This window comes from Agrobacterium sp. rho-13.3, assembly GCF_033957765.2.
Lineage (GTDB): Bacteria > Pseudomonadota > Alphaproteobacteria > Rhizobiales > Rhizobiaceae > Agrobacterium.
Genome location: NZ_CP192774.1, coordinates 2,006,314 through 2,025,873, shown reverse-complemented (window position 1 = coordinate 2,025,873; position 19,560 = coordinate 2,006,314). Strand labels below are relative to the sequence as shown.

The 19,560-nt window shown below is 55.9% G+C and carries 23 protein-coding genes and 1 tRNA gene; 9 read left to right on the top strand and 15 right to left on the bottom strand.

Annotated elements, in window-relative coordinates; genetic code table 11:
* Window positions 1–7: 7 nt before the first annotated feature.
* From RMR16_RS10055 to RMR16_RS10040, 4 genes are read right to left on the bottom strand one after another with little or no spacing between them, the layout of a single operon-like run.
* On the bottom strand, window positions 8–802 hold the full coding sequence (locus RMR16_RS10055) for an ABC transporter ATP-binding protein (protein ID WP_320198360.1): 795 nt from the start codon (window positions 800–802) through the stop codon (window positions 8–10).
* Complete coding sequence (locus RMR16_RS10050; RefSeq protein ID WP_320198361.1) at window positions 799–1,161, bottom strand: hypothetical protein; 363 nt, start codon at window positions 1,159–1,161, stop codon at window positions 799–801. Before RMR16_RS10050 ends, RMR16_RS10055 begins: the two co-directional genes overlap by 4 nt.
* Before the next feature lie 2 nt (window positions 1,162–1,163).
* Window positions 1,164–2,618, bottom strand: a complete 1,455-nt coding sequence (gene hydA / locus RMR16_RS10045; RefSeq protein ID WP_320198362.1) for a dihydropyrimidinase — start codon at window positions 2,616–2,618, stop codon at window positions 1,164–1,166.
* Window positions 2,615–3,886, bottom strand: coding sequence for a Zn-dependent hydrolase (locus RMR16_RS10040; protein ID WP_320198363.1), 1,272 nt, complete (start codon window positions 3,884–3,886; stop codon window positions 2,615–2,617). The genes hydA and RMR16_RS10040 overlap by 4 nt, the downstream gene beginning before the upstream one ends.
* 259 nt (window positions 3,887–4,145) lie before the next feature.
* On the opposite strand from RMR16_RS10040, the gene RMR16_RS10035 reads away from it, so the two are divergent.
* Together RMR16_RS10035 and RMR16_RS10030 are read left to right on the top strand one after the other, a co-directional pair.
* Window positions 4,146–4,802: a TetR family transcriptional regulator C-terminal domain-containing protein gene (locus RMR16_RS10035; protein WP_320198364.1), complete on the top strand. Its 657-nt coding sequence runs from the start codon at window positions 4,146–4,148 to the stop codon at window positions 4,800–4,802.
* A 99-nt stretch (window positions 4,803–4,901) separates the two neighbouring features.
* A complete protein-coding gene (locus RMR16_RS10030) occupies window positions 4,902–5,312 on the top strand; it encodes a DUF2325 domain-containing protein (protein WP_320198365.1) in 411 nt (136 codons plus the stop codon).
* Between the two features lie 4 nt (window positions 5,313–5,316).
* On the opposite strand, the gene RMR16_RS10025 is transcribed toward RMR16_RS10030, so the two are convergent.
* The 3 genes from RMR16_RS10025 to RMR16_RS10015 form a co-directional block, all read right to left on the bottom strand.
* Entirely contained in the window at window positions 5,317–5,685 is a 369-nt protein-coding gene (locus RMR16_RS10025) for a DUF423 domain-containing protein (RefSeq protein WP_320198366.1), read from the bottom strand.
* The gene (locus tag RMR16_RS10020; protein WP_320198367.1) at window positions 5,682–6,083 is read right to left on the bottom strand and encodes a group II truncated hemoglobin; all 402 of its coding nucleotides are present in this window, start codon (window positions 6,081–6,083) and stop codon (window positions 5,682–5,684) included. The genes RMR16_RS10025 and RMR16_RS10020 overlap by 4 nt, the downstream gene beginning before the upstream one ends.
* 104 nt (window positions 6,084–6,187) lie before the next feature.
* Window positions 6,188–7,603: a phosphomannomutase gene (locus RMR16_RS10015; protein WP_320198368.1), complete on the bottom strand. Its 1,416-nt coding sequence runs from the start codon at window positions 7,601–7,603 to the stop codon at window positions 6,188–6,190.
* A 213-nt stretch (window positions 7,604–7,816) separates the two neighbouring features.
* On the opposite strand from RMR16_RS10015, the gene RMR16_RS10010 reads away from it, so the two are divergent.
* A complete protein-coding gene (locus tag RMR16_RS10010; RefSeq protein WP_320198369.1) occupies window positions 7,817–8,029 on the top strand; it encodes a hypothetical protein in 213 nt (70 codons plus the stop codon).
* Here RMR16_RS10010 and RMR16_RS10005 read toward each other — a convergent pair.
* The 3 genes from RMR16_RS10005 to RMR16_RS09995 are packed head-to-tail and all read right to left on the bottom strand — an operon-like array spanning window position 7,999 to window position 10,376.
* Window positions 7,999–8,553: a hypothetical protein gene (locus RMR16_RS10005; protein WP_320198370.1), complete on the bottom strand. Its 555-nt coding sequence runs from the start codon at window positions 8,551–8,553 to the stop codon at window positions 7,999–8,001. The two genes, RMR16_RS10010 and RMR16_RS10005, sit on opposite strands and share 31 nt — an antisense overlap.
* A 1-nt stretch (window position 8,554) precedes the next feature.
* Window positions 8,555–9,586, bottom strand: coding sequence for an SAM-dependent methyltransferase (locus RMR16_RS10000; RefSeq protein ID WP_320198371.1), 1,032 nt, complete (start codon window positions 9,584–9,586; stop codon window positions 8,555–8,557).
* A 1-nt stretch (window position 9,587) separates the two neighbouring features.
* A complete protein-coding gene (locus tag RMR16_RS09995) occupies window positions 9,588–10,376 on the bottom strand; it encodes a DUF1295 domain-containing protein (protein WP_320198372.1) in 789 nt (262 codons plus the stop codon).
* A gap of 194 nt (window positions 10,377–10,570) precedes the next feature.
* On the opposite strand from RMR16_RS09995, the gene RMR16_RS09990 reads away from it, so the two are divergent.
* From RMR16_RS09990 to RMR16_RS09980, 3 genes are all read left to right on the top strand, one after another.
* On the top strand, window positions 10,571–10,942 hold the full coding sequence (locus tag RMR16_RS09990; RefSeq protein WP_320198373.1) for a DUF2147 domain-containing protein: 372 nt from the start codon (window positions 10,571–10,573) through the stop codon (window positions 10,940–10,942).
* A 34-nt stretch (window positions 10,943–10,976) separates the two neighbouring features.
* Window positions 10,977–11,393 (top strand): DUF2177 family protein, encoded by a 417-nt coding sequence (locus RMR16_RS09985; protein WP_320198374.1) that lies wholly within the window; start codon window positions 10,977–10,979, stop codon window positions 11,391–11,393.
* A gap of 126 nt (window positions 11,394–11,519) precedes the next feature.
* Window positions 11,520–12,524 carry an alpha/beta fold hydrolase gene (locus tag RMR16_RS09980; protein ID WP_320198375.1) on the top strand — a complete coding sequence of 335 codons (1,005 nt, stop codon included), beginning with the start codon at window positions 11,520–11,522 and terminating at the stop codon, window positions 12,522–12,524.
* Window positions 12,525–12,574: 50 nt separating this feature from the next.
* Here RMR16_RS09980 and RMR16_RS09975 read toward each other — a convergent pair whose 3' ends face one another.
* Window positions 12,575–13,363 carry a DUF4394 domain-containing protein gene (locus RMR16_RS09975; protein WP_320198376.1) on the bottom strand — a complete coding sequence of 263 codons (789 nt, stop codon included), beginning with the start codon at window positions 13,361–13,363 and terminating at the stop codon, window positions 12,575–12,577.
* A 166-nt stretch (window positions 13,364–13,529) separates the two neighbouring features.
* On the opposite strand from RMR16_RS09975, the gene RMR16_RS09970 reads away from it, so the two are divergent.
* Both RMR16_RS09970 and RMR16_RS09965 read left to right on the top strand, forming a co-directional pair.
* Window positions 13,530–14,111, top strand: a complete 582-nt coding sequence (locus RMR16_RS09970) for a sigma-70 family RNA polymerase sigma factor (RefSeq protein WP_413785956.1) — start codon at window positions 13,530–13,532, stop codon at window positions 14,109–14,111.
* On the top strand, window positions 14,108–14,815 hold the full coding sequence (locus RMR16_RS09965) for an anti-sigma factor (RefSeq protein ID WP_320198377.1): 708 nt from the start codon (window positions 14,108–14,110) through the stop codon (window positions 14,813–14,815). The genes RMR16_RS09970 and RMR16_RS09965 overlap by 4 nt, the downstream gene beginning before the upstream one ends.
* 110 nt (window positions 14,816–14,925) lie before the next feature.
* On the opposite strand, the gene RMR16_RS09960 is transcribed toward RMR16_RS09965, so the two are convergent.
* Window positions 14,926–15,002: transfer RNA gene (locus tag RMR16_RS09960), tRNA-Arg, on the bottom strand.
* Window positions 15,003–15,462: 460 nt separating this feature from the next.
* Here RMR16_RS09960 and RMR16_RS09955 point away from each other — a divergent pair.
* Window positions 15,463–15,972 carry a MarR family winged helix-turn-helix transcriptional regulator gene (locus RMR16_RS09955; protein WP_320198378.1) on the top strand — a complete coding sequence of 170 codons (510 nt, stop codon included), beginning with the start codon at window positions 15,463–15,465 and terminating at the stop codon, window positions 15,970–15,972.
* Window positions 15,973–16,181: 209 nt separating this feature from the next.
* On the opposite strand, the gene RMR16_RS09950 is transcribed toward RMR16_RS09955, so the two are convergent.
* From RMR16_RS09950 to xylF, 3 genes are all read right to left on the bottom strand, one after another.
* Window positions 16,182–16,964: an ATP-binding cassette domain-containing protein gene (locus tag RMR16_RS09950; protein ID WP_320198379.1), complete on the bottom strand. Its 783-nt coding sequence runs from the start codon at window positions 16,962–16,964 to the stop codon at window positions 16,182–16,184.
* 20 nt (window positions 16,965–16,984) lie between these two features.
* Window positions 16,985–18,298, bottom strand: coding sequence for a sugar ABC transporter permease (locus RMR16_RS09945; RefSeq protein ID WP_320198380.1), 1,314 nt, complete (start codon window positions 18,296–18,298; stop codon window positions 16,985–16,987).
* Window positions 18,299–18,434: 136 nt separating this feature from the next.
* Entirely contained in the window at window positions 18,435–19,475 is a 1,041-nt protein-coding gene (gene xylF, locus RMR16_RS09940; RefSeq protein ID WP_320198381.1) for a D-xylose ABC transporter substrate-binding protein, read from the bottom strand.
* Between the last annotated feature and the right edge of the window lie 85 nt (window positions 19,476–19,560).

Below are 19,560 nucleotides of genomic sequence, written 5' to 3'. Positions count from 1 at the left end.
CGAAGGTTCACCCCTCATAGCTATGCCCCGCCTTCAACCCTTCACGCACACGGTGCGCAATCTCCAGAAACTCCGGCGTTTCGCGAATACCGAGTGGGCGTTCCCTCGGCAACGTAGACTCGATCACATCCGTCACCCGACCCGGACGCGGAGACATGACGACGATTTTGGTGGAGAGGTAGACCGCTTCGGGGATGGAGTGGGTGACGAAGCAGATGGTTTTGCCTGTTGTGTCCCAGAGCTTCAAGAGCTGCTCGTTCAGGTGGTCGCGAACGATTTCATCCAGTGCGCCGAAGGGCTCGTCCATCAACAACAAGTCAGCATCGAACGCCAACGCGCGAGCGATGGAGGCGCGTTGTTGCATACCGCCGGAGAGCTGCCAGGGATATTTCTTGCCGAAACCGTTGAGGTTGACGAGATCGAGCATCCGTTCGATGCGGCTTTGTTGCTCCGCTTTCGTGTAACCCATCACTTCCAGCGGAAGGGCAATGTTCTTTTCAATCGTGCGCCATGGATAAAGGGCGGCGGCCTGAAAGACATAACCGTAGGACCGGTCCTTGCGGGCGTTCTCAGGCGTCGTGCCGTTGACGAGGATTTCGCCGGAGGTGTGTTTTTCCAGATCGGCAATGACGCGCAGGAAGGTCGTTTTGCCACAGCCGGAAGGGCCGATGAAGGAAACGAAGTCGCCTTTTTTAACGTCCAGATCAACATTGGAAAGAGCATGAACCGGACCATCGCCCGTTTCAAAGGTGAGGCCAAGATTTTTGGCGGAAACGACGGAGTAGGAAGGGGTTGCTGTCATTTGCATTTCGGAAGCGGTCCCCAGCTTGTGCCATCCTTGAAGTTGATCGTGTAACCCTCGGGGCTTTTTTTGAGGTCGACCGTTTCTTTTTGCCCCTTTTCTCCTTCGCTTTCGCATTGGGCTGTGATTTTGAAGCCGGAAGCGGTTTTTGTCGGTTTGCCGGAAAATGCGCAGAAGGCGGTGGCGGTGGTAACGCCCTCATCATTCAGTAGAAAAAATTCGTCGGCGCCGCTCGATTCGCCGGTTTGCGAATAGGTGCAGCCCTCTTTCTCGCCATAAGCGCCGTCCAGAAACGTCGCACTGCTGGCGGTTGAGGTGAGCAGGACAGACACCAAGGCGGTCATCAAAAGAATTCTCATCGTCACACTCCGCTTGCTGGGATGCCGCTGCGCTCCACCTTGCGGGGCGCGACGAGTTCTTTCCATGTGGACAGCGCTTTGCTGACGGCAGGGTAGGGCTCGCGAGCGACGAATTGGCCATGGCCTTCCCGCGTTTTTACCGTGCCCTCCTCGATTGCCACGACACCGCGAGACAGCGTGAAGCGCGGCAGGCCCTTCACCTTCTGACCTTCGAAGACGTTGTAATCGATAGCGGATTGCTGGTTCTTTGCCGTGATAGTCTTTTCAAGGGCCGGATCCCAAACGACGATATCGGCATCGCTGCCGACGAGGATGGCACCCTTTTTGGGGTAGAGGTTCAATATCTTGGCGATGTTGGTCGAGGTGACGGCGACGAATTCGTTGAGGGTGAGGCGACCTGTTGCGACGCCATGGGTCCAGAGCAGCGGCAGGCGGTCTTCAAGCCCGCCGGTGCCGTTGGGAATTTTGGTAAAGTCGCCCAGGCCATAACGTTTCTGTTCGGTGGTGAAGGCGCAATGGTCTGTCGCCACGCATTGCAGTGAACCTGCTGCCAATCCGGCCCAGAGGCTGTCCTGATGCAGCTTGTTGCGAAACGGTGGCGACATGACGCGGCGGGCAGCGTGGTCCCAATTCGGGTTGGCATATTCACTCTTGTCGAGGATCAGATGCTGAATCAGCGGTTCGCCATAAACCCGCATACCGTTTTGCCGCGCCCGGCGGATGGCCTCATGGGCCTGTTCGCAGGATGTGTGGACGACATAAAGCGGCGCGCCTGCCGTATCTGCGATGATGATGGCGCGGTTGGTGGCTTCACCTTCGACGGAGGCTGGACGGGAATAGGCGTGGGCCTCCGGTCCGTTATTGCCCTCTCCCAGCAATTTCGCCTGCATCTGCGCAACGATATCGCCGTTTTCCGCATGGACCATGGGCAGCGCGCCAAGCTCGGCGCAGCGGGAGAAGGAGGCAAACATCTCGTCGTCATTCACCATCAAGGCGCCCTTATAGGCCATGAAGTGCTTGAAACTGTTGATGCCCTTTTCCTGAACGACGGTCTTCATGTCGTTGAAAACCTGCTCTCCCCACCATGTGACGGCCATGTGGAAAGAATAGTCGCAAGTGGCGCGTGTGGCCTTGTTGTCCCAGCGGTTGAGCGCGTCGACCAAGGATTGGCCGGGCTCTGGCAGGCAGAAATCCACCACCATGGTCGTGCCGCCGCTCAAAGCCGCCCGCGTGCCGCTTTCGAAATCATCCGCCGAATAGGTGCCCATGAAGGGCATCTCCAGATGCACATGCGGATCGATGCCGCCGGGCATGACGTAGCAGCCGGTTGCATCCAGAACGGTGCCGCCGGAAAGGTCAGGTCCGATCTCGACGATGACGCCGCCTTCGATTTTCACATCGGCTTTGTAGGTCAGGTCAGCGGTGACGATGGTGCCATTTCTGATGATAGTGGTCATTGCACGATCTCCGCAGTTTCCAGCACGGCGTGCAGCAAAACATTGCAGCCAGCGGCGGCCCATTCGGGCGAAATCTCTTCGGCTTCATTGTGGGAAAGACCGCCCACGCAGGGGCAGAAAATCATGGTGGAGGGAGCGACTTTCGAGGTCCAGCAAGCGTCGTGGCCAGCACCGGAAATGATGTCCATGTGGCTGTAACCCAGCTTTTCCGCCGCATCGCGCACGCGACCCACCAGAACCGGATCGAAGGTGACGGGGTCGAAATGGCCAATCGCTTCTATTTCGCAACCGACGCCGAGTTCTTCCGCTATTTTCGGCACTTCGCGCTCGAAAATGGCACGCATGGCGTCCAGTTTTTCCTGTGAGGGTGTTCGTAGATCGATGGTGAAAACCACCTTGCCGGGCAGGACATTGCGGGAGTTGGGTGAAAAGATCATCTGGCCAACCCCGGCCACGGCGCCGGGTTGGTGAGCCATCGCCACTTCCTGCACCTTTTCCAGAATGCGGGCCGCTGCCAGCCCGGCATTGACGCGCATCGCCATTGGGGTGGAGCCAGTGTGGGCTTCCTTGCCGGTCAAGGTGATTTCCAGCCACCACAGCCCTTGGCAATGGGTGACGACGCCAATCTGCTTGTCCTGCGCTTCGAGGATTGGTCCCTGTTCTATATGATATTCGAAATAGGCGTGCATCTTGCGCGCGCCAACCTCTTCTTCGCCCAGCCAGCCGATGCGTTTCAACTCTTCGCCATAGGTTTTTCCGGCGGTGTCAGTGCGGCTATAGGCATAGTCGAGATCGTGTATGCCTGCGAAAACGCCGGAGGCCAGCATGGCAGGAGCAAAGCGTGCGCCTTCTTCATTGGCCCAGTTGGTGACGACGATAGGGTGTTTGGTTTGGATGTCGAGATCGTTGAGGCTGCGCACCACTTCCAGTCCCGCCAGCACGCCCAAGACGCCATCGAACTTGCCACCGGTGGGCTGCGTGTCGAGGTGGCTGCCGATGTAGACGGGCAGCGCGTCGGGGTCTGTGCCCGGGCGGGTGGCGAACATGGTGCCCATGGTGTCTACCGAGACCGTCATGCCGGCCGCCTCGCACCAGGTCTTGAACAGTTCGCGGCCTTGCGCGTCTTCATCCGTCAGGGTCTGGCGGTTGTTGCCGCCGGCGAGACCGGGGCCGACTTTCGCCATGTCCATCAGGCTGTCCCACAGACGGTCGCTGTGGATGGTCAGATTTTTCGCGGGTATTTGTTTTTTTTCGGGTGTTTCCGGCATGCCAGTCTTTTCCTCACCTGTTTTAACAAGGATTATGCAAGGGCCGTGCCGTTCTACTGAAAAACGACGAATTGCTTTCAGGAACGGGTCGTGGATAATTTGACCGACTGGTAAACATTGCGAATTTCGACTTTGACGCTTAAAAGAAAGCGAGGATTTTTACCGTGTAAAGCGGTATTTTCTGATTGAGCATTCATCATCGATTATTTTTTGCCCAAAACCACGCATCAATTGCATCGAAAACAGACAGAGACCCTTCATGCCCATACCCAGAGCGGCGAAAACACAGAAGCGAACCCGGATACAGGAAGAAAAAGAAGAGGCCATTTTGGAAGCGGCACTTGATGTTTTTTCGGTGAACGGCTTTCGCGGCACCACGATCGACCAGATCGCCGAGGTGGCGGGCATGTCGAAGCCGAATGTGCTGTATTATTTCCGCACCAAGGATGCGATGCACCGCGCCCTGATCGAGCGCGTGCTGGATACGTGGCTGGACCCGCTGCGGGCTTTCGATGCAGCGGGCAATCCTGAAACGGAAATTCGTTCCTATCTGCGTCGCAAGCTGGAAATGGCGCGAGATTTTCCGCGGGAAAGCCGTTTGTTCGCCAATGAGATTTTGCAGGGTGCGCCTCATGTCGAAGATGAGTTGAAGGGGCCGTTGAAACAACTCGTGGATGAGAAGGCAGAGGTTATTCGCGCCTGGACCAAGGCGGGCCGAATAGCGGCCTGCGATCCCTACCATCTGATTTTCTCAATCTGGGCGACGACTCAGCACTATGCGGATTTTGACGTGCAGGTGCGCGCAGTTCTGGGAAACAAGGCCGGTGAAGGGCGTTTTGAAGATGCCGCCCGCTTCCTCGAACAGCTTTTTATGGGTGGTTTGGGCATAATTTCCACGCCATCTCAAAAAACATGACGTTTATCATCAACTTTATACTTTACTCTAAAACTCATCTTTACTATCGTGTAGCCAACCTGATCGTACAGGTGGTGTTTTTCAACGATAAGGTGAGGCATGGCGCGGAAAGAAAAGAAGAAGGCGGAGCGAAACGGCAAGCGGGATAATCAACCGCAGCAGGCAGCGCAATCCGTCTCGAAGCCAGCGCCAGTTGGGCCGAAGAGCTTTTTGTATGTTGGCGGTCGTGACTGTCAGGTTGCCCATCTTCGCCAGATTGCCAGCAATTTCGATGCTGAGCTTATTCACCACGATGGCGGTCTGCGTGAGGCGGTTTCCCGCATCGACACGCTGCTTCCATCGGTGGATTGCGTGTTCTGCCCCATCGACTGTATCAGCCACGACGCGTGCTTGCGTGTGAAGTCCGGTTGCAAAAAGTTTGGCAAGACCTTCATTCCGCTGCGCAATGGCAGCAAATCCAGCCTTGAGCGGGCGCTTCAGACGATGAATGATCGCGCCGCTGCCAACTGATTGTCTATTGGCGTGCCGTTTTGAAAAAAGCGGCACTTGCCAGCACCAGCCAACCGAAGATCATGCCAAGGCCACCCGCCGGTGCGACCATAGGGAGAAGGCTGTTGCCAGTAAAATGTTTTGAAACAAGATCACCCGCAAAAATGACCGTTCCCAATCCCAGCAGGATTGCTGCGGGCGTTGCGGTTCTGATGCGCTCCCAGCCAATATAAAGCCCGAGCAGAATGGGCGCGTGGGCAAGGCACATGGCCGATGCATTGCCGAGCAATTGGGTCGCCCCCGTGTGGGTGGCTGCTGCCGCAAGCGCAACGCCGCTGGCACCAAGTACGCCGGAGAGAAAAAGGCTGGTCGGGCGAAGCCAGTTGGTGCTCATGACGGTTTCTCTTCCTGATTTTGCATATGAAAAGCCAGCCGTTCAACCGGCGCCCAGATGATGTCGCGAAGCTTGGGATTGTCGATGGTTTCATTCATGGCCCGGCGGAAACACAACAGCCATTCGTCACGCTCAATGGGGCCGATCGCCGCCCCGAAATGCCGCCTGCGCAGCATGGGATGGCCGTATTTTTCCACATAGATCGGCGGACCGCCGAGATAGCCGGTCAGATAATCGTAAAACTTGCTCTCGCTGCCGGAAAGGTCGGGCGGATGCACGGCGCGGCAGTGCGCCGCTTCCGGCAAAGTGTCCATCAGCTTATAAAAGCGTTTGGTGAGGGCGCGAACGGTGTCATCACCGCCGATGGCCTCATAAAGCGTGATGGTGTCTTCCGCCACGTTTTCTGATCTCCGTTTGTACGTCTATTGCCGCTTTGAATGTGAAAGCGCAACCGCAAACGGTGGGTGCGGCAATTCGCTTCGCCACACCGTTAGTAAAAAACTCAGCCGAAGTTGCGAATGAGGTCGAGCCCCTTGTTGAGCAGAATATCCGCCTCATCTTCGTTGGCGGCTTCCACATAACAGCGCATTTCCGGTGCGTTGCCGGACGGGCGGAAATGGATGGTGCTTCCGTCGGTCAGCGTCACGCGAAGTCCGTCGATATCGCTGGCGTCTTTGACGGAGCCGACTGGCGCAAGAAAGCGTTCAAGGTTGGCGCGCGAAGATCGCAGATGCTTCATCAATGCAGCACTTTTTTCCTGCGCGAAATCCTGCAATCGGTCGGCGGCGGCAACGGGCAGTTTGTAGGCTGCGGCGATTTCTGACAGCGGCTTCTTCTGTTCCGCAGCGAGTTTTAGCGCAGCCAGAAGCGGCAGGAAACAATCGCGGGTGGGGAGCGCGGAAACAGTTTTGCCATTCAGCGTGAATGGCGATGCAGTGAGAAAGCCGCCATTCGCCTCAAAGCCGATGACGCCGCTTTTGCCGTTCGAAAGTGCGTCATTCATACCGGCGATGACAAAGGGCGAACCGACTTTGGTGCGGACGACTTCAAAACTTCCGCTGTCTTCAATGCCCGAATTCGAGGTCACAGGCGTGACCACCACCGCTGCTTTCAGGAAGTTGGCCGTGATCAGGCCGAGCAGATCGCCGCGCAGAGGAACGCCGTCCTCATCCGCCAGCAGTGGGCGGTCGCCATCGCCGTCTGCGGAAATGATCGCGTCGAGCGTGTGTTCGGCGGACCATATTTTCAGTTTTTCCAGCGTGTCGGCGGAGACGGCTTCCGTATCCACGGGAATGAAAGTTTCCGAGCGGCCAAGTGGCATGACGTCTGCACCGTAGTGTTTAAGAACGTCCACGAACAAATCCCGCGCCACCGTGCTGTGCTGGTAAACGCCGATCTTCAGGCCCAACAGCGCCTGATCTGAAAGCAAAGCCTCGTTGCGTTGTGAGAAAAATGCATTGGCTTCCTCAGCGTGGTTCTCGGCTTGAGAGGCTTGGGCGGTTATGCCTTCCGCTTCAACCTGCTTCGCGAGTTCGCCAATCGCCAACTCATCCTGCTTGTCGATCTCGCCATCCGGTCGGTAGAATTTGATGCCGTTGCGGTCTGCGGGAATGTGGGAGCCGGTAATCATCAGCGCTGCTGCTTTTAACGATAGGCCATAAAGCGCCAGTGCCGGCGTGGGCAGTGCGCCGCAATCCAGGGGCTTTAGGCCAGCTGCGTGCAGTGCGCCAATGCAGGTCTCAGCGATGGCCGGGCTGGAATCGCGAAAATCACGACCGATGAGAATAGGATCGCCTGTTTTTGCCTGTCCGGAAGCGAGAAGATGTCTCGCGAAGGCGGTGGCGTAGATGGCAGATGCCTTGCCCTTCAAATCCTCAGAAAGTCCACGAAGACCGCTTGTTCCAAACTTCAGGCTCATATGAAAGGCTTCCTTATTCTAGGTCGTTTTATGACTTTTGATCGAAACGATCCCACTCATAACGCTTGGGCAGGCGGCATTGATCCCACAATTGTGCATCCATTGGTTAGGTAGCCGATACGATATCAACTCTCAAGTTTTGACAGTTCGGCTGACGACGCAATATATCAGCGCATCGTGGCAATCTGCGCGTTTGGTAAAAGGTAAGCAAAAATGGAAACTGTATCGATCGACAATCGCGGTGATTTCGGTCTTTGGGCGATTGAGCGCGCCAAGGCCATCATCGCCGAAGAGGGATCGGCACTGGCCGTTGCGTCCCGTGATGGCGACGAAAGTGTTATCCGCGAAGCCGCCAACAATCTCGGCGCTGCGATTTCCGCTGCCCTGCTGGAAGTTTATGACGGGCTTGTGCCAGACGATGAGTGATTGGCCCTGCTGATACCCGCGTAGCGCAATGCGATGAAGGCCGTGAGGCAGGCGACGGCGAAGGCGTTGAGGTTGAACAGTTTCGCCAGATCGGGTTCCGTCCAGATGTGCAGCGCATCGCCTACGGCATAACGTGTCAGCAAGAACGCAGCGAACACCACGCCGGTCATGCCGATCTGCCAGAGTTTTTCGCTTGTGCGGAACGATAGCGCGACGAGCATGATGCAGGCTGCGAAAAACAGCTCGGTGCCAGATCCGGTGCCGAAAAGCTTCGTCTCAAAAATGGTGTCGATGGTTCCGATCAGGGGCAGGGCGATGCGGGCAGCAAGCGATGACCTGCGCGCAAGGAATGGAATGGCGAGGAAGAAAAATGCTGAGGCAACGCTGATCAGCGCTGCCTCCACGCCATTGCCAACCAGCCACCAGATGGTCAGAGGATAAAACGGCTTGTTGAGAATGATCACCCAAGCAACGGTGATCGTCGCTGCCGTCAGTGGATCATGCGTCCTACCCTCCACAGCCATCTTATGCTCTCACGGGCGATAGCAGATAGTGGCCGACGCCCCAGACGCCACCTTTTTCGTGACCGAACAATCCCGCAGTGGCGAGGAAAAACAATCGCCAGCGACGACGCCAAAGATTGGCATCCTTGCCGTAGACTTGCTGGAGAATAGGCGTGATTTGCTCTGGCTGCTTGTCGAAATTGGCCAGCCAATCCATCGCCGTGCGTCGGTAATGATCTCCCGACCAGTGCCACTCGGCCTCGACGCTATAGATATCCTCAAAGCGGTGGGCCAAGTCTTTGGATGGCATGATGCCACCGGTGAAGAAGTGGTGAGCGATCCAGTCCGCCGGGTCGTTCTGGTTGAAACGATAGGAGCGGTTCTTGTGCGTGAAAACGTGAATGAACAGCTTGCCATCATCTTTAAGCCAGCTGCGTGTCCGCTCAAACAGCGTCCGCCAGTTGGACATGTGCTCAAACATTTCCACCGAAACGATGCGGTCGTAAGTGCCTGTCGGGGCAAAGTCGTTCATATCAGCCGTGATGACGGTGAGATTGTGGATGCCCTGGCGTTCCGCCTCACTCAAAATGTAGGCGCGCTGGGATGCGGAATTGGAAACCGAGGTGATTTTCGACCCCGGAAACTGGCGGGCGAGATAAAGGGAAAGAGAACCCCAACCGCAGCCGAGCTCCAGAATGTCCATGCCGTCGGTGATGTTCGCGTGCTTGACTGTTTCCGCCAAGGCTGCCGTTTCGGCATCGTCAATGCTGGTTGTGGCGCTGGGATAATAGCAGGACGAGTATTTCCGCTGCGGGCCGAGGACCAGTGCGAAAAATTCGGCTGGCACTTCATAATGCTGGCGATTGGCCTCGTCCGTGTGGGTGGCGACCGGAAAGCTTGTCATGTCTTTGGCGAAGGCAAGCTCTTCTTCGTGCGACACTTTTTCCAGTCTGCGTTTCGTGCGAGCACACAGAAAATCTATGCCGGTCAATGTCAGGCTGTCGGAAAGCGGTGCTTTCTCGGCGGTGTTGATGGCAAACGCCAGCATATTCATATTATGCCTCCTCTTTTCGTGGTCCGGGGAAAAATGCGTTGACGCGCCGCTGAAGAGCGCGAAATTTCTCGCCGCGTGAACGCAGCATATGTTCTTCAAGCGGCGGAATGCCGGACGCGTGGACCAGCAGCCAATACATCAGCGCGGGTGCCAGAAACGCGGCCCAACTCCACGGCGATGAACCCGTCAATGCCAGAAGCGGCCATGCACACCAGAACAGCCATTCGAAAAAGTAGTTCGGATGCCGGGAATAGCGCCACAAGCCCTCTTCGCAGACTTCGGTTTTCGCCTCCGGCTTCTTGCGAAAATGAGCAAGCTGGCGGTCCGATATCGCCTCACCACCCAGCGCGATTGCGGCGATCAAAATTCCGGCGATATCCAGAGCGGTGGGGAAGTCCGCAGCGTTGGACGCTGCGACGTAAACGGCGAGAACGAGAATGAAGGCTGCGAAGGCTTGAATTTGAAGAAACTGGAACAGGCGGCGACTGGCTTTCGTGCCCCATTCCTCCACCAGCTTGGCGTAACGCGGGTCTTCCCCACCACCTTTGGTTCGCGCCCCAATGTGGCTGGCAAGTCTCAGCGACCAGATGGCCACGATGACAAAGGCTGCAACGCGCCGCTCGAATGTGCCTTCAGAAAATATGATCGCGATAAGGGCTGCCACTCCAACGGACAGAGACCAGATCGCGTCGATCCAGCCACTTGCGCCGGTTTTTCTCTGAATTGCCCAAGCCGCAGTCATGGCGAGGCACAGGCCCAGAGCAATAAAGATCAGCAACGTATAATTCATTATGATGCTCTCTCGTGCGAACACAGGTTTGCTTAAGAGAGACTACGGCTCACGGCACCCATTGGTTTCATGTGCGGGCAAAAAAACTGCCCCTCCTTTTCGTCCATGCGTTTATTTGTGATCCAATGAAACTTTTTGATCGTTCTAGTCTTCAACAACCGTGCTGCACATGCAGTTTGTTGGAGGAGAAGACTATGAAAACGGTGTTCAAATACGCGATGTGCGCTCTGCTCGTATCGGCCGGCGTGGCAGCAGCAGATGACATCAAGGGCCAATGGGCGCGTGGTGATGGCAATGCCAAGGTAACGATTGCGCCATGTGGTTCCGATACCTGCGCAGTCAACACCTGGATCAAGCCCGGTACTCCGAAGGAAAAAACCGGCGATAAGCTGGTGATGAGCATCAAATCCACGTCCGATGGCGAATATGCCGGCACCGCTTTCGATCCGCAACGCGATCTGAATTACAAGCTCACCGTCTCGGTCAAGGGTGACACGATGACGACCAAGGGCTGTGTGCTTGCGGGCATTCTGTGCAAGGGCGTGAGCTGGACCCGCATCAACTGACATTAAGACTTAAAACTGGACATTGGGGCTGGGAATGAAAAAACGCGCTGTCGCCTATATCTCGACGCTGATTGTGTTCGTCGCGATTGATTTCGTATGGCTGAGCACCATGGCGGATGTGCTTTATAAACCGGTCCTTGGAAACATGCTGGCGACGGAGTTCCGGCCAGTGCCAGCGGTGTTGTTCTATCTGATTTACGCGGCGGGATTGACCTTCTTTGCGGTAAGACCCGGTCTGGTCACGGCGAAGTATGGCACGTCGCTTCTTTACGGTGGGTTTTTCGGATTTACGGCCTACGCCACCTATGACCTGACCAATCAGGCCACGCTGGCGAACTGGTCCACGACGCTGACCATCGCCGATCTGATTTGGGGCTCGACGCTATCCGCCGTGTCGGCCTGTGCGGGCCACTGGGTTACTGAAAAACTGAATGGGCGCATCGCCCGTTAATGGATCCGGCCATCCGCGTATTGCGTCTCCAGGTGGTCGGGTTCAAGTTTTTTACGTCTTTCGTAAATCTGGCTTCTAGCCTTTTCCGTAGAGGCGTTAGAATTTCCACCGCAGTTCAGGATTATCATGGCATCTCATCTCGCTGGCGTATTTGGTGTTCTCTTTGCGATGATGCTGGGAGGAAGCGCATTGGCTGCTGAAAAAATAGAAAGCGCTTCTACCACCGGCGAAACAAGAATCGATGTTGGCGGCTTTAAGCTGAACAGTGTGCTTCTTCCCGCAAAAAAAGGCGCAAATCTTCCGCCCATCGTTTTCATTCATGGTGCCAGCACCAGCCTTTATGATCCCATGTATGCCTTCCGCGACAAGCTGGAGGGCAAGGCGACGCTGCTGTTTGTTGACAGGCCGGGCCACGGTCGTTCCGATGTCGGCCCCAAAGACAACATTCTGCCGGATGCGCAGGCCGATGCGATAGCCGTGCTGATGAAGAAGCGCGGCATCCGCAAGGCAATCATTGTGGGCCATTCGTTCGGGGGAGCCATCACCGCCGCCTTTGCCGTGCGGCACAAGGATATGGTGGAAGGTTTGGTCTTTCTCTCGCCCGCGCTTTATCCATGGCCGGGCGGTGTGTCATGGTATTATAACGCAGCGAGCGTTCCCGTCGCCGGCGTTCTGTTCAGCACGCTCATTGCACCAGCCGCGGGCGTCATCGCCATCGATGCGGCGGTAAAATCAGTGTTCGCACCCAATCCACGGCCTTCCGATTACATTTCCAAAACGAAGGCCTATCAAGCCTTGCGCCCTGTCGCCTTTCGCCACAATGCGCAGGAAGTGGGTGGGCTGAACGCTTGGGCCAAAACCGCATCCGCCGGATTTCGGCAGATAAAAGCGCAGACGGTCATCATCGCGGGTGATGTGGATAAGGTGGTTTCAACGGATATCCACTCTCGCCATCTGGCGCGGGATATTTCGGGCGCAGAACTGATTGTGGTGCACAATCTTGGCCATAAGTCCGATTATGTGGCGAGCGATCTGGCAATTGCGGCGATGGAAAAAATCGCTGGTAAAAAGCGCAATCTCAAAGCCATCGCGAAGACGCTGGAAGCAAAAATTGCAAATGACGGCAAATAAGGAACAGCGAACTGGCCGGTGCGAGACCGGCCAGTCAATATCTCAATAACTTACGCTTCAGGCAGAACTGCAATGGCGCGGATCGGCTTATCGACGCCGGTTACATCTGCCTTTTTGGTCGCCTTGCCGGTTTCCAGATCAACCGTGTAAAGCGCCTTGTCTGCCGCCAACCAGGCGGTGTTCTTGCCGTCTGCCGTTGTCTGAATGTCGAAGGCATAGGTCGCGGGCTTGCCATCTATCCCAAGTTTGCCAATCGACTTTAGTGTGCCGTCATTTGGCTTGGTCTGCTGCACCAAGGCGCCGATGGTGGCGTCGATGGTGTACATCGCTGTTTTTTCAGGCTTGCCGTAGGAGTTGGTATAGGCGGCGGCGACGACATTAGGGGTCTCACCCTTGTGCATGTCGGCGTCTTCATAGGCCAGTGTGCCATCTACTGTCACAGCGCCCGTATCCGGGTGTACGCGGTGGTTGGTGGTGCCGGTCATGTAACGCAGACGGTCAGCCATGGGGTTGAAGTCTACGATAACAGGCGCCTGCGTCATGGTCAGCGGCTTGTCCATTTTCGCCACTTCGGTTGCGGCACCTGTCTCGAGGTTGATGGAAACGATGGCATTTTCAGGTGTCACGCCGACGACGGTTTTGTTGCCGGGACGGAAATCGATGCCGACGAGCTTATCAACGCCTGTGACTTCCAGTGTTTTCGTGACGGCTGGTTTTTCGGTGTCGAAGATAACGAGCGTCTTGTCTCCGGTCAGGCCCAGGACGGGGGCCGCCGAGGCAAAGGTCGCGGTTGCTGCAAGCAGGGCAGAAGCAATCGTTGCTGTGCGAATGATGGTCATATCTTTCTCCCGTTTTAACTCGTTTCAAAGAGGCGTCCAGCATCGCGCTGTGCATCGCTCTCAAAGGTTAGACACATGGGGAGGGGTGTTTGGATGCAGGCGGCTAAAATTTATTTTGATTTGCATCCACGAGCGTCTTTCATGTGTATGATTTTAGAGAACGCAGATGCAGACCGGGAGAAGCTCTTTGGATTTGAAGCAGGCACAAGCAGATGATTTTGGCGTAGCGCTCAACGCTTGCGCCAAAGGTGATCGAAATGGCTTGAGGCTGATATTCGACAGGGAGGCCGGTCGGCTCATTGCCGTGGCGGAACGCATCGTGCGGCGGCGTGATCTGGCAGAAGAAGTGGTGCAGGAAGCGTTTATTCGTATCTGGAAAAACGCCCATCAATATGCGCCGGAGCGTGGTTCTGCGCGCGGATGGATTTATGCCATCGTGCGTAACCGTGCACTCAACATGCTGCGGGATGGAAAGCGTGAAGATCTGGTATCCGAGGACCACTTGGATTCGTTGCAGGAAGCGCAGCATGTCGAGCAGATCATGTCCTCCTGGCACCGGCTGGACCAGAACAGCAGGCTTCGGGACTGCCTTTCCACACTGGACGAAACCAAACGCCGCGGCATTCTCATGGCCTATGTTGGCGGTTATACGCATGGCGAAATTGCCGGACGGCTGAAAATTCCGCTGGGAACAACGAAATCATGGATACGGCGCGGCCTTTCTTCGCTGCGGGAGTGCATGGCATGACGATTGCGAAAGACGATATGGCCCGCTTTGCGGATGAATATGTGCTTGGTCTTCTGGATGAGGAAGATATCAGACGCATGGAAGCAGATATCGAGCAACACGCAGAGGTGCGCAACGCGGTTGCCGCGAGCCGTGAACGGTTCCTGCCGCTCGACACCTCTGTGGAGGAGGTTCGGCCAAACGCATCACTCTGGCAGCAAATTGAGGCGGGCTTGAGCGCCGTTGAGCAGACGGAGCCACGTTCAGACGCCATAACGCCATCCAACGACAACCGCCTGTTTGTCTGGAAACGAACCGCCATAACCTCTCTCGCCGCATCGCTTCTGCTCACCGCCGGTCTTGGATGGTCGCTCATGCGGCAAGTCGACCCAGTCGTCATTGCGATCCTGCTGAATGGCGCAGGCGAACCACAGGCCATCGTGGAAGATTTCAGCAACGAGCAAGCCAGTATCCGCCTGCTCGCCGATTTTGCTGTCCCCGAGGGCAAGACCATGCAGGTCTGGACCCTTCCAAACCGAGACATGGGCCCAATCTCGCTCGGCCTCTTGGACCAACGCCGTTCGGCAAAGCTCGCAACACCGTCGCTTCCAAAACCAAAGGACGAGCAGCTCTACGAAATCACGCTGGAACAGACAGGCGGCTCACCAACAGGACGGCCAACCGGACCAATATTGGTAAAGGGTTTCGCTAAGGCGCCGAGGTGATAGGGTTCGTGGGAGGGCAGGACATTGACATGCATCCTATGGGTTTTCCCCATTTGCTTCCTGCGCCGATTGCAATGGCTAGGGAATACCTCATAACCTGTTGATTTTGATGGCGCACCCGACAGGATTCGAACCTGTGACCTTTGGAATCGGAATCCAACACTCTATCCAGCTGAGCTACGGGTGCATCCGTGCATGCGATGAATCGCATCTGCTGATGGTTGGTTCTTAACCCAGCTTGCCTTGTGCATCAATGCGTAAAATCATCGTGCCGGTGCGCAAGGATAATAAGTCCAACCTCGTTGTATCTAACTAGCTGATTTTTCTCTCTCAAAAAGTGTAACTTTGGAAAGATATTGGCAAAATTTGCACCATTTTTCGGTTGTCGCATGGTCGATGACCATTTTGTCACAAAGAACATAATTGGCCCCAAAGGCTGCTGCAAAGCAGCGTCTTTATGGCGGTGTACATTTGGGTAATCGTAATCCCCTAAAAATACATGGTATGTTTGCGCTAACTTGTCATGGGCGCGAATTATCGGAGGTGCAAAACTTTATATCATTGCTTTAGTTATTATTAAATCTTGTTCTAATAAACATAATTGGGTAATTAACTATAGTTCGTGGGGACGAATCAAGGAGACTAGAATGACTGTAAGTCTCGCATTTGAGTATCGAAGGGGTAAAACCAAATACCAGGAGACCGATGAAACGCCATTGGTTTCCAAGCTTGATATCGACTACTCAATCCTATCTGAAGCCGTTGTTTACCGGCTTCGGCGCGCGCAGCTTTCGGTTGTGAGCGATTTTAACGAAAGCCTGTTGGCATTCGGACTTCGACCGGCTGATTTTTCGGTACTGATCGTTGTCGCCAATAATACAGGACTTAAACAAAGCGATGTGGCGGAAGCGCTTGGCATTCAACGTGCCAACTTCGTTGCCATTATTGATGGCCTTGAAGACAAGAGGCTTTTGCAGAGACGCCGATCCGATTCTGATCGGCGCGTGCATTATCTGGAAATGACAGAAGAAGGTCGTTCCGTATTGGAAGAAATATCCCAGATATGGAAAGATCACGAAGACAAACTGGTTGATCGCCTCGGTGGGGAGAAAGCCCGCGATCAGCTGATTGGTCTTCTGCGTCGTATCAAGGACTGAACCTTGAAGCGATAGCAGTTGCCGACGGACCATTTTAGAGCGCCATGCATCGTCCCGGACGTGCAGGGCGCTTTATGGTTTTGAGACCAAGTATATTGTCCGTGAACGTTGAGCGAGATTTTCGGATGCGTGCTCAGACAGACGCCCAAATCGCTGGCGTTAAGAGAAAGATGCGGTCCTGCCGCACCTTCCTTTATGTCGAGATCATTTTAAACCTTCATCGCACCTGGACCGGCTGTTGCACCGGAAGGGACTTTGCCGAGAATGATCATGCCCAGCACTTCGTCCTTGGTCACGTCCTGCGTTCTGGCATGGCCGACGACCTTGCCGTTTTTCATGACAAAGACGCGGTCCGCGAGGTCGAAAACGTCGTGGATATCGTGGCTGATGAGAAAGATGCCGATACCTTCTTTTTTCAGTTCCTTGACGAGATCGCCCACCTGCGCGGTTTCTTGTGGTCCGAGGGCCGCTGTCGGCTCGTCCATGATGAGGATGCGGGCATCGAACAGAATGGCACGGGCAATGGCCACCGATTGACGCTGACCGCCGGACAGCGCTTTCACCGGTTCCTTGAAGCGTTTGAAATTCGGGTTGAGACGACCCATGACCTCGCGAGCGGACGCCTCCATGGCGACATCATCCAGTGTTCCCCATGGCGTGCGCAGCTCGCGACCGAGGAAAAGGTTGGCGGCAGCATCCACGTTGTCTGCGACCGCAAGCGTCTGGTAGATGGTTTCGATACCGTGCTTTTTGGCATCGCGAGGATTGCGGATGTCTACCGCCTCGCCATTGATGAGAATTTCGCCGTCATCGCGCCGGTAGGCGCCGGAGAGAATTTTGATCAGAGTCGATTTGCCTGCGCCATTGTGGCCCAGCAACGCCACGACTTCACCGCGATGCAGATCGACAGAGGCGTTTTCCACCGCGTGGATGCCGCCGAAGGAGATGGAAATATTGCGCATTTCCACAAGCGGAGTGGATTGGTCCGTCATATCGGAAACTCCTCTTATTATTATTTCGATCTGGCGCGGTATACTGTGTCGAGCCAGACGGCCATGACGAGCACGACGCCGATGACGATGCTCTGTAACGGTGTGTCCATGCCCAGCAGCACCATGCCGGAATTGAGCGATTGCATGACGATGGCTCCAAGGATCGCGCCAGCGATGGTACCCGCACCGCCGGCAAGCGATGTGCCGCCAATAACGGCCGCCGCAATCGTATAAAGCTCATCCAGCGTGCCTTGTGCATTGGTCGCAGCATTGAGGCGTGCGGTCGAGATGGCCGCCGCAATGGCGCAGAGCGCACCCATCAATGCGAATATCCGGACCGTGACCCAGCGGGTTTTGATACCCGCGAGAACGGCGGCCTCCGGGTTGCCACCGATGGCGAAGACATAGCGGCCAAAGCGGGTGCGGTTGGTGATGAAGTTCATGACGATGGCGATACCGAGTGCGATCAGCACGGGAATGGCGATGCCGAGTGAAATCTCCAGCCCTGCATCGGGCCAGGCGATACCGTTAGCCTCTGCGTATTTGCGGGCCAGATTGATGGGCATGTAGTAGCTGTTCAGCACCTTCACCGCGCCAAGCACGATGCCGCAGCCGACCAGCGCCATGAAATATTCGGCCCAGATGGGTTTGAGCGGAAAGCCGAAACGTTTGCGCTGTCTTCTGGAATTGATGATCGACAGGATGATCAGCACGCAGGCGACGATGCCCACCACCCAACTGGCCGTCGCGCCGATCGAGCCGTCCGCACCACCGCCCATCAGGCGAAAGCGCGTGTCCATGGGGGCCACCGTTGCGCCGCTCGTGACCATCCACGCGGCACCGCGCCAGACCAGCAGGCCGCCGAGAGTGACGATGAAGGACGGCACGCTCATGAAGGCGATGATGAGACCTTGAAATGCGCCGATGGCCGCGCCCAGCGCAATGCCGACGCTCAAGGCAACGACCCACGAAAGTGGATGATCGTATCCCAGCCAGCCCGGCAAAAAGCGGGTTTGGGTGACGGCCATGATCATACCGACGAAGCCGAGGATCGATCCCACCGACAAGTCGATATTGCGGGTGACGATGACCAGAACCATGCCGGTTGCCATGACGGAAACGGATGCAGCCTGAACGGACAGGTTCCACAGGTTGCGGGACGTGAGGAACAGGCCACCGGACAGAATTTCAAAGCCGACCCAGATCGAAAACAGCGCAATGACCATGCCCAGAAGCCGGGTGTCGATTTCCGTCGCGTTTAAAAAGCGCCGCAAGGGGTTTCCCTTTTCTGTCCGGGCGCCAGGCGACTGTGCGACAACGGTTTGTTCCGCCATATTCCGTATACTCCTTAAAATATGTCATGCCTTGCACATGCCGCTTACGCCGCAAGGCGAACCTTGCGGCGTTTTTGGGTGAGATCGCATGGAAGACGCCGATGATGCTTTGTCTTTCACGCGATCTGCTACCGGCTTATTTGCAAGCAGCGACCGTTCCGGCCTTCACGCCTTGGCAAAGCTCGCTCTTGGTGATCCATTTTGCATCCAGAACAACGTTGAGATTGTCCTTGGTGATGGCCTGCGGCTCTAGGAAGTAAGAGCTCATTTCGACGCCCTTTGTGCCGCCCTTGAACTTGATCGTGCCTTCCAGCGCGTCAACCTTCGTTCCCTTGGCAAGCGCTACGGCCACTTCACCAGCCTTCTTGCCCAGCTTGCGGCTGTCTTTCCAGACGGATACCGTTTGTGTGCCAAGAGCCACGCGGTTGAGCGCTGCCTTGTCACCATCCTGACCGGACACCGGAACGGAGCCAGCAAGGCCCTGTGCTTCAAGTGCCGCGACCACGCCGCCTGCCATGCCATCATTAGAAGACACAACAGCATCGACCTTGTTGTTGTTGGCGGTCAGGAACTGCTCCATGTTTTTCTGGGCAATTTCAGGCTTCCAGCCATCCGTATAGGCTTCGCCGACATTCTTGATCTTGCCGGATGCGATGGCGTCTTTCAGGACTTCCTGCTGACCGGAGAAAACGAAGTCCGCATTCGGGTCCGTCGAGCCGCCCTTGATGAAGACGTAGTTGCCGGTTGGCTTGATCTTGAACACTTCCTTGGCCTGCAAGCGGCCCACTTCCTTGTTGTCGAAAGTGATGTAGTAGGTGCTTGGATTTTCGATCAGGCGGTCATAACCCACCACCGGAATGCCTTCAGCCGCGGCTTTTTCAATGGCTGGGCCAATGGCGCTCGAATCCTGTGCCAGAACGATCAGCGCGTTGGCGCCCTGTGAAATCAGGCTTTCGATATCCGTCAGCTGCTTTGCGGCAGATGTCTGCGCATCGGCGGAAATGTACTTCGCGCCCGCTGCCTTCAGCGCGTCCTTGATGGCGGCCTCGTCAGTCTTCCAGCGCTCTTCCTGAAAGTTGGACCATGATACGCCGACGACGAGATCAGCGGCAATGGCTGCGGTGTGCAGCGAAACGAGTACGGCTGTACCCGCCAAAAGCTTGGCAAATGAATTCATGAAAGTCCTCCCGGGTGACGGCAAAACGCGGTGCACCTCCATGCATCCGCGAACGCCAGAAAATCTGCCGAGCTATGCCCAAAAC

What these genes read in the sequence shown, in the direction of transcription:
- RMR16_RS10055 (WP_320198360.1), bottom strand. Translation starts at nt 802, where the DNA reads ATGACAGCAACCCCTTCCTACTCCGTCGTTTCCGCCAAAAATCTTGGC.
- RMR16_RS10050 (WP_320198361.1), bottom strand. Translation starts at nt 1,161, where the DNA reads ATGAGAATTCTTTTGATGACCGCCTTGGTGTCTGTCCTGCTCACCTCA.
- hydA (WP_320198362.1), bottom strand. Translation starts at nt 2,618, where the DNA reads ATGACCACTATCATCAGAAATGGCACCATCGTCACCGCTGACCTGACC.
- RMR16_RS10040 (WP_320198363.1), bottom strand. Translation starts at nt 3,886, where the DNA reads ATGCCGGAAACACCCGAAAAAAAACAAATACCCGCGAAAAATCTGACC.
- RMR16_RS10035 (WP_320198364.1), top strand. Translation starts at nt 4,146, where the DNA reads ATGCCCATACCCAGAGCGGCGAAAACACAGAAGCGAACCCGGATACAG.
- RMR16_RS10030 (WP_320198365.1), top strand. Translation starts at nt 4,902, where the DNA reads ATGGCGCGGAAAGAAAAGAAGAAGGCGGAGCGAAACGGCAAGCGGGAT.
- RMR16_RS10025 (WP_320198366.1), bottom strand. Translation starts at nt 5,685, where the DNA reads ATGAGCACCAACTGGCTTCGCCCGACCAGCCTTTTTCTCTCCGGCGTA.
- RMR16_RS10015 (WP_320198368.1), bottom strand. Translation starts at nt 7,603, where the DNA reads ATGAGCCTGAAGTTTGGAACAAGCGGTCTTCGTGGACTTTCTGAGGAT.
- RMR16_RS10010 (WP_320198369.1), top strand. Translation starts at nt 7,817, where the DNA reads ATGGAAACTGTATCGATCGACAATCGCGGTGATTTCGGTCTTTGGGCG.
- RMR16_RS10005 (WP_320198370.1), bottom strand. Translation starts at nt 8,553, where the DNA reads ATGGCTGTGGAGGGTAGGACGCATGATCCACTGACGGCAGCGACGATC.
- RMR16_RS10000 (WP_320198371.1), bottom strand. Translation starts at nt 9,586, where the DNA reads ATGAATATGCTGGCGTTTGCCATCAACACCGCCGAGAAAGCACCGCTT.
- RMR16_RS09995 (WP_320198372.1), bottom strand. Translation starts at nt 10,376, where the DNA reads ATGAATTATACGTTGCTGATCTTTATTGCTCTGGGCCTGTGCCTCGCC.
- RMR16_RS09990 (WP_320198373.1), top strand. Translation starts at nt 10,571, where the DNA reads ATGAAAACGGTGTTCAAATACGCGATGTGCGCTCTGCTCGTATCGGCC.
- RMR16_RS09985 (WP_320198374.1), top strand. Translation starts at nt 10,977, where the DNA reads ATGAAAAAACGCGCTGTCGCCTATATCTCGACGCTGATTGTGTTCGTC.
- RMR16_RS09980 (WP_320198375.1), top strand. Translation starts at nt 11,520, where the DNA reads ATGGCATCTCATCTCGCTGGCGTATTTGGTGTTCTCTTTGCGATGATG.
- RMR16_RS09975 (WP_320198376.1), bottom strand. Translation starts at nt 13,363, where the DNA reads ATGACCATCATTCGCACAGCAACGATTGCTTCTGCCCTGCTTGCAGCA.
- RMR16_RS09970 (WP_413785956.1), top strand. Translation starts at nt 13,530, where the DNA reads ATGCAGACCGGGAGAAGCTCTTTGGATTTGAAGCAGGCACAAGCAGAT.
- RMR16_RS09965 (WP_320198377.1), top strand. Translation starts at nt 14,108, where the DNA reads ATGACGATTGCGAAAGACGATATGGCCCGCTTTGCGGATGAATATGTG.
- RMR16_RS09955 (WP_320198378.1), top strand. Translation starts at nt 15,463, where the DNA reads ATGACTGTAAGTCTCGCATTTGAGTATCGAAGGGGTAAAACCAAATAC.
- RMR16_RS09950 (WP_320198379.1), bottom strand. Translation starts at nt 16,964, where the DNA reads ATGACGGACCAATCCACTCCGCTTGTGGAAATGCGCAATATTTCCATC.
- RMR16_RS09945 (WP_320198380.1), bottom strand. Translation starts at nt 18,298, where the DNA reads ATGGCGGAACAAACCGTTGTCGCACAGTCGCCTGGCGCCCGGACAGAA.
- xylF (WP_320198381.1), bottom strand. Translation starts at nt 19,475, where the DNA reads ATGAATTCATTTGCCAAGCTTTTGGCGGGTACAGCCGTACTCGTTTCG.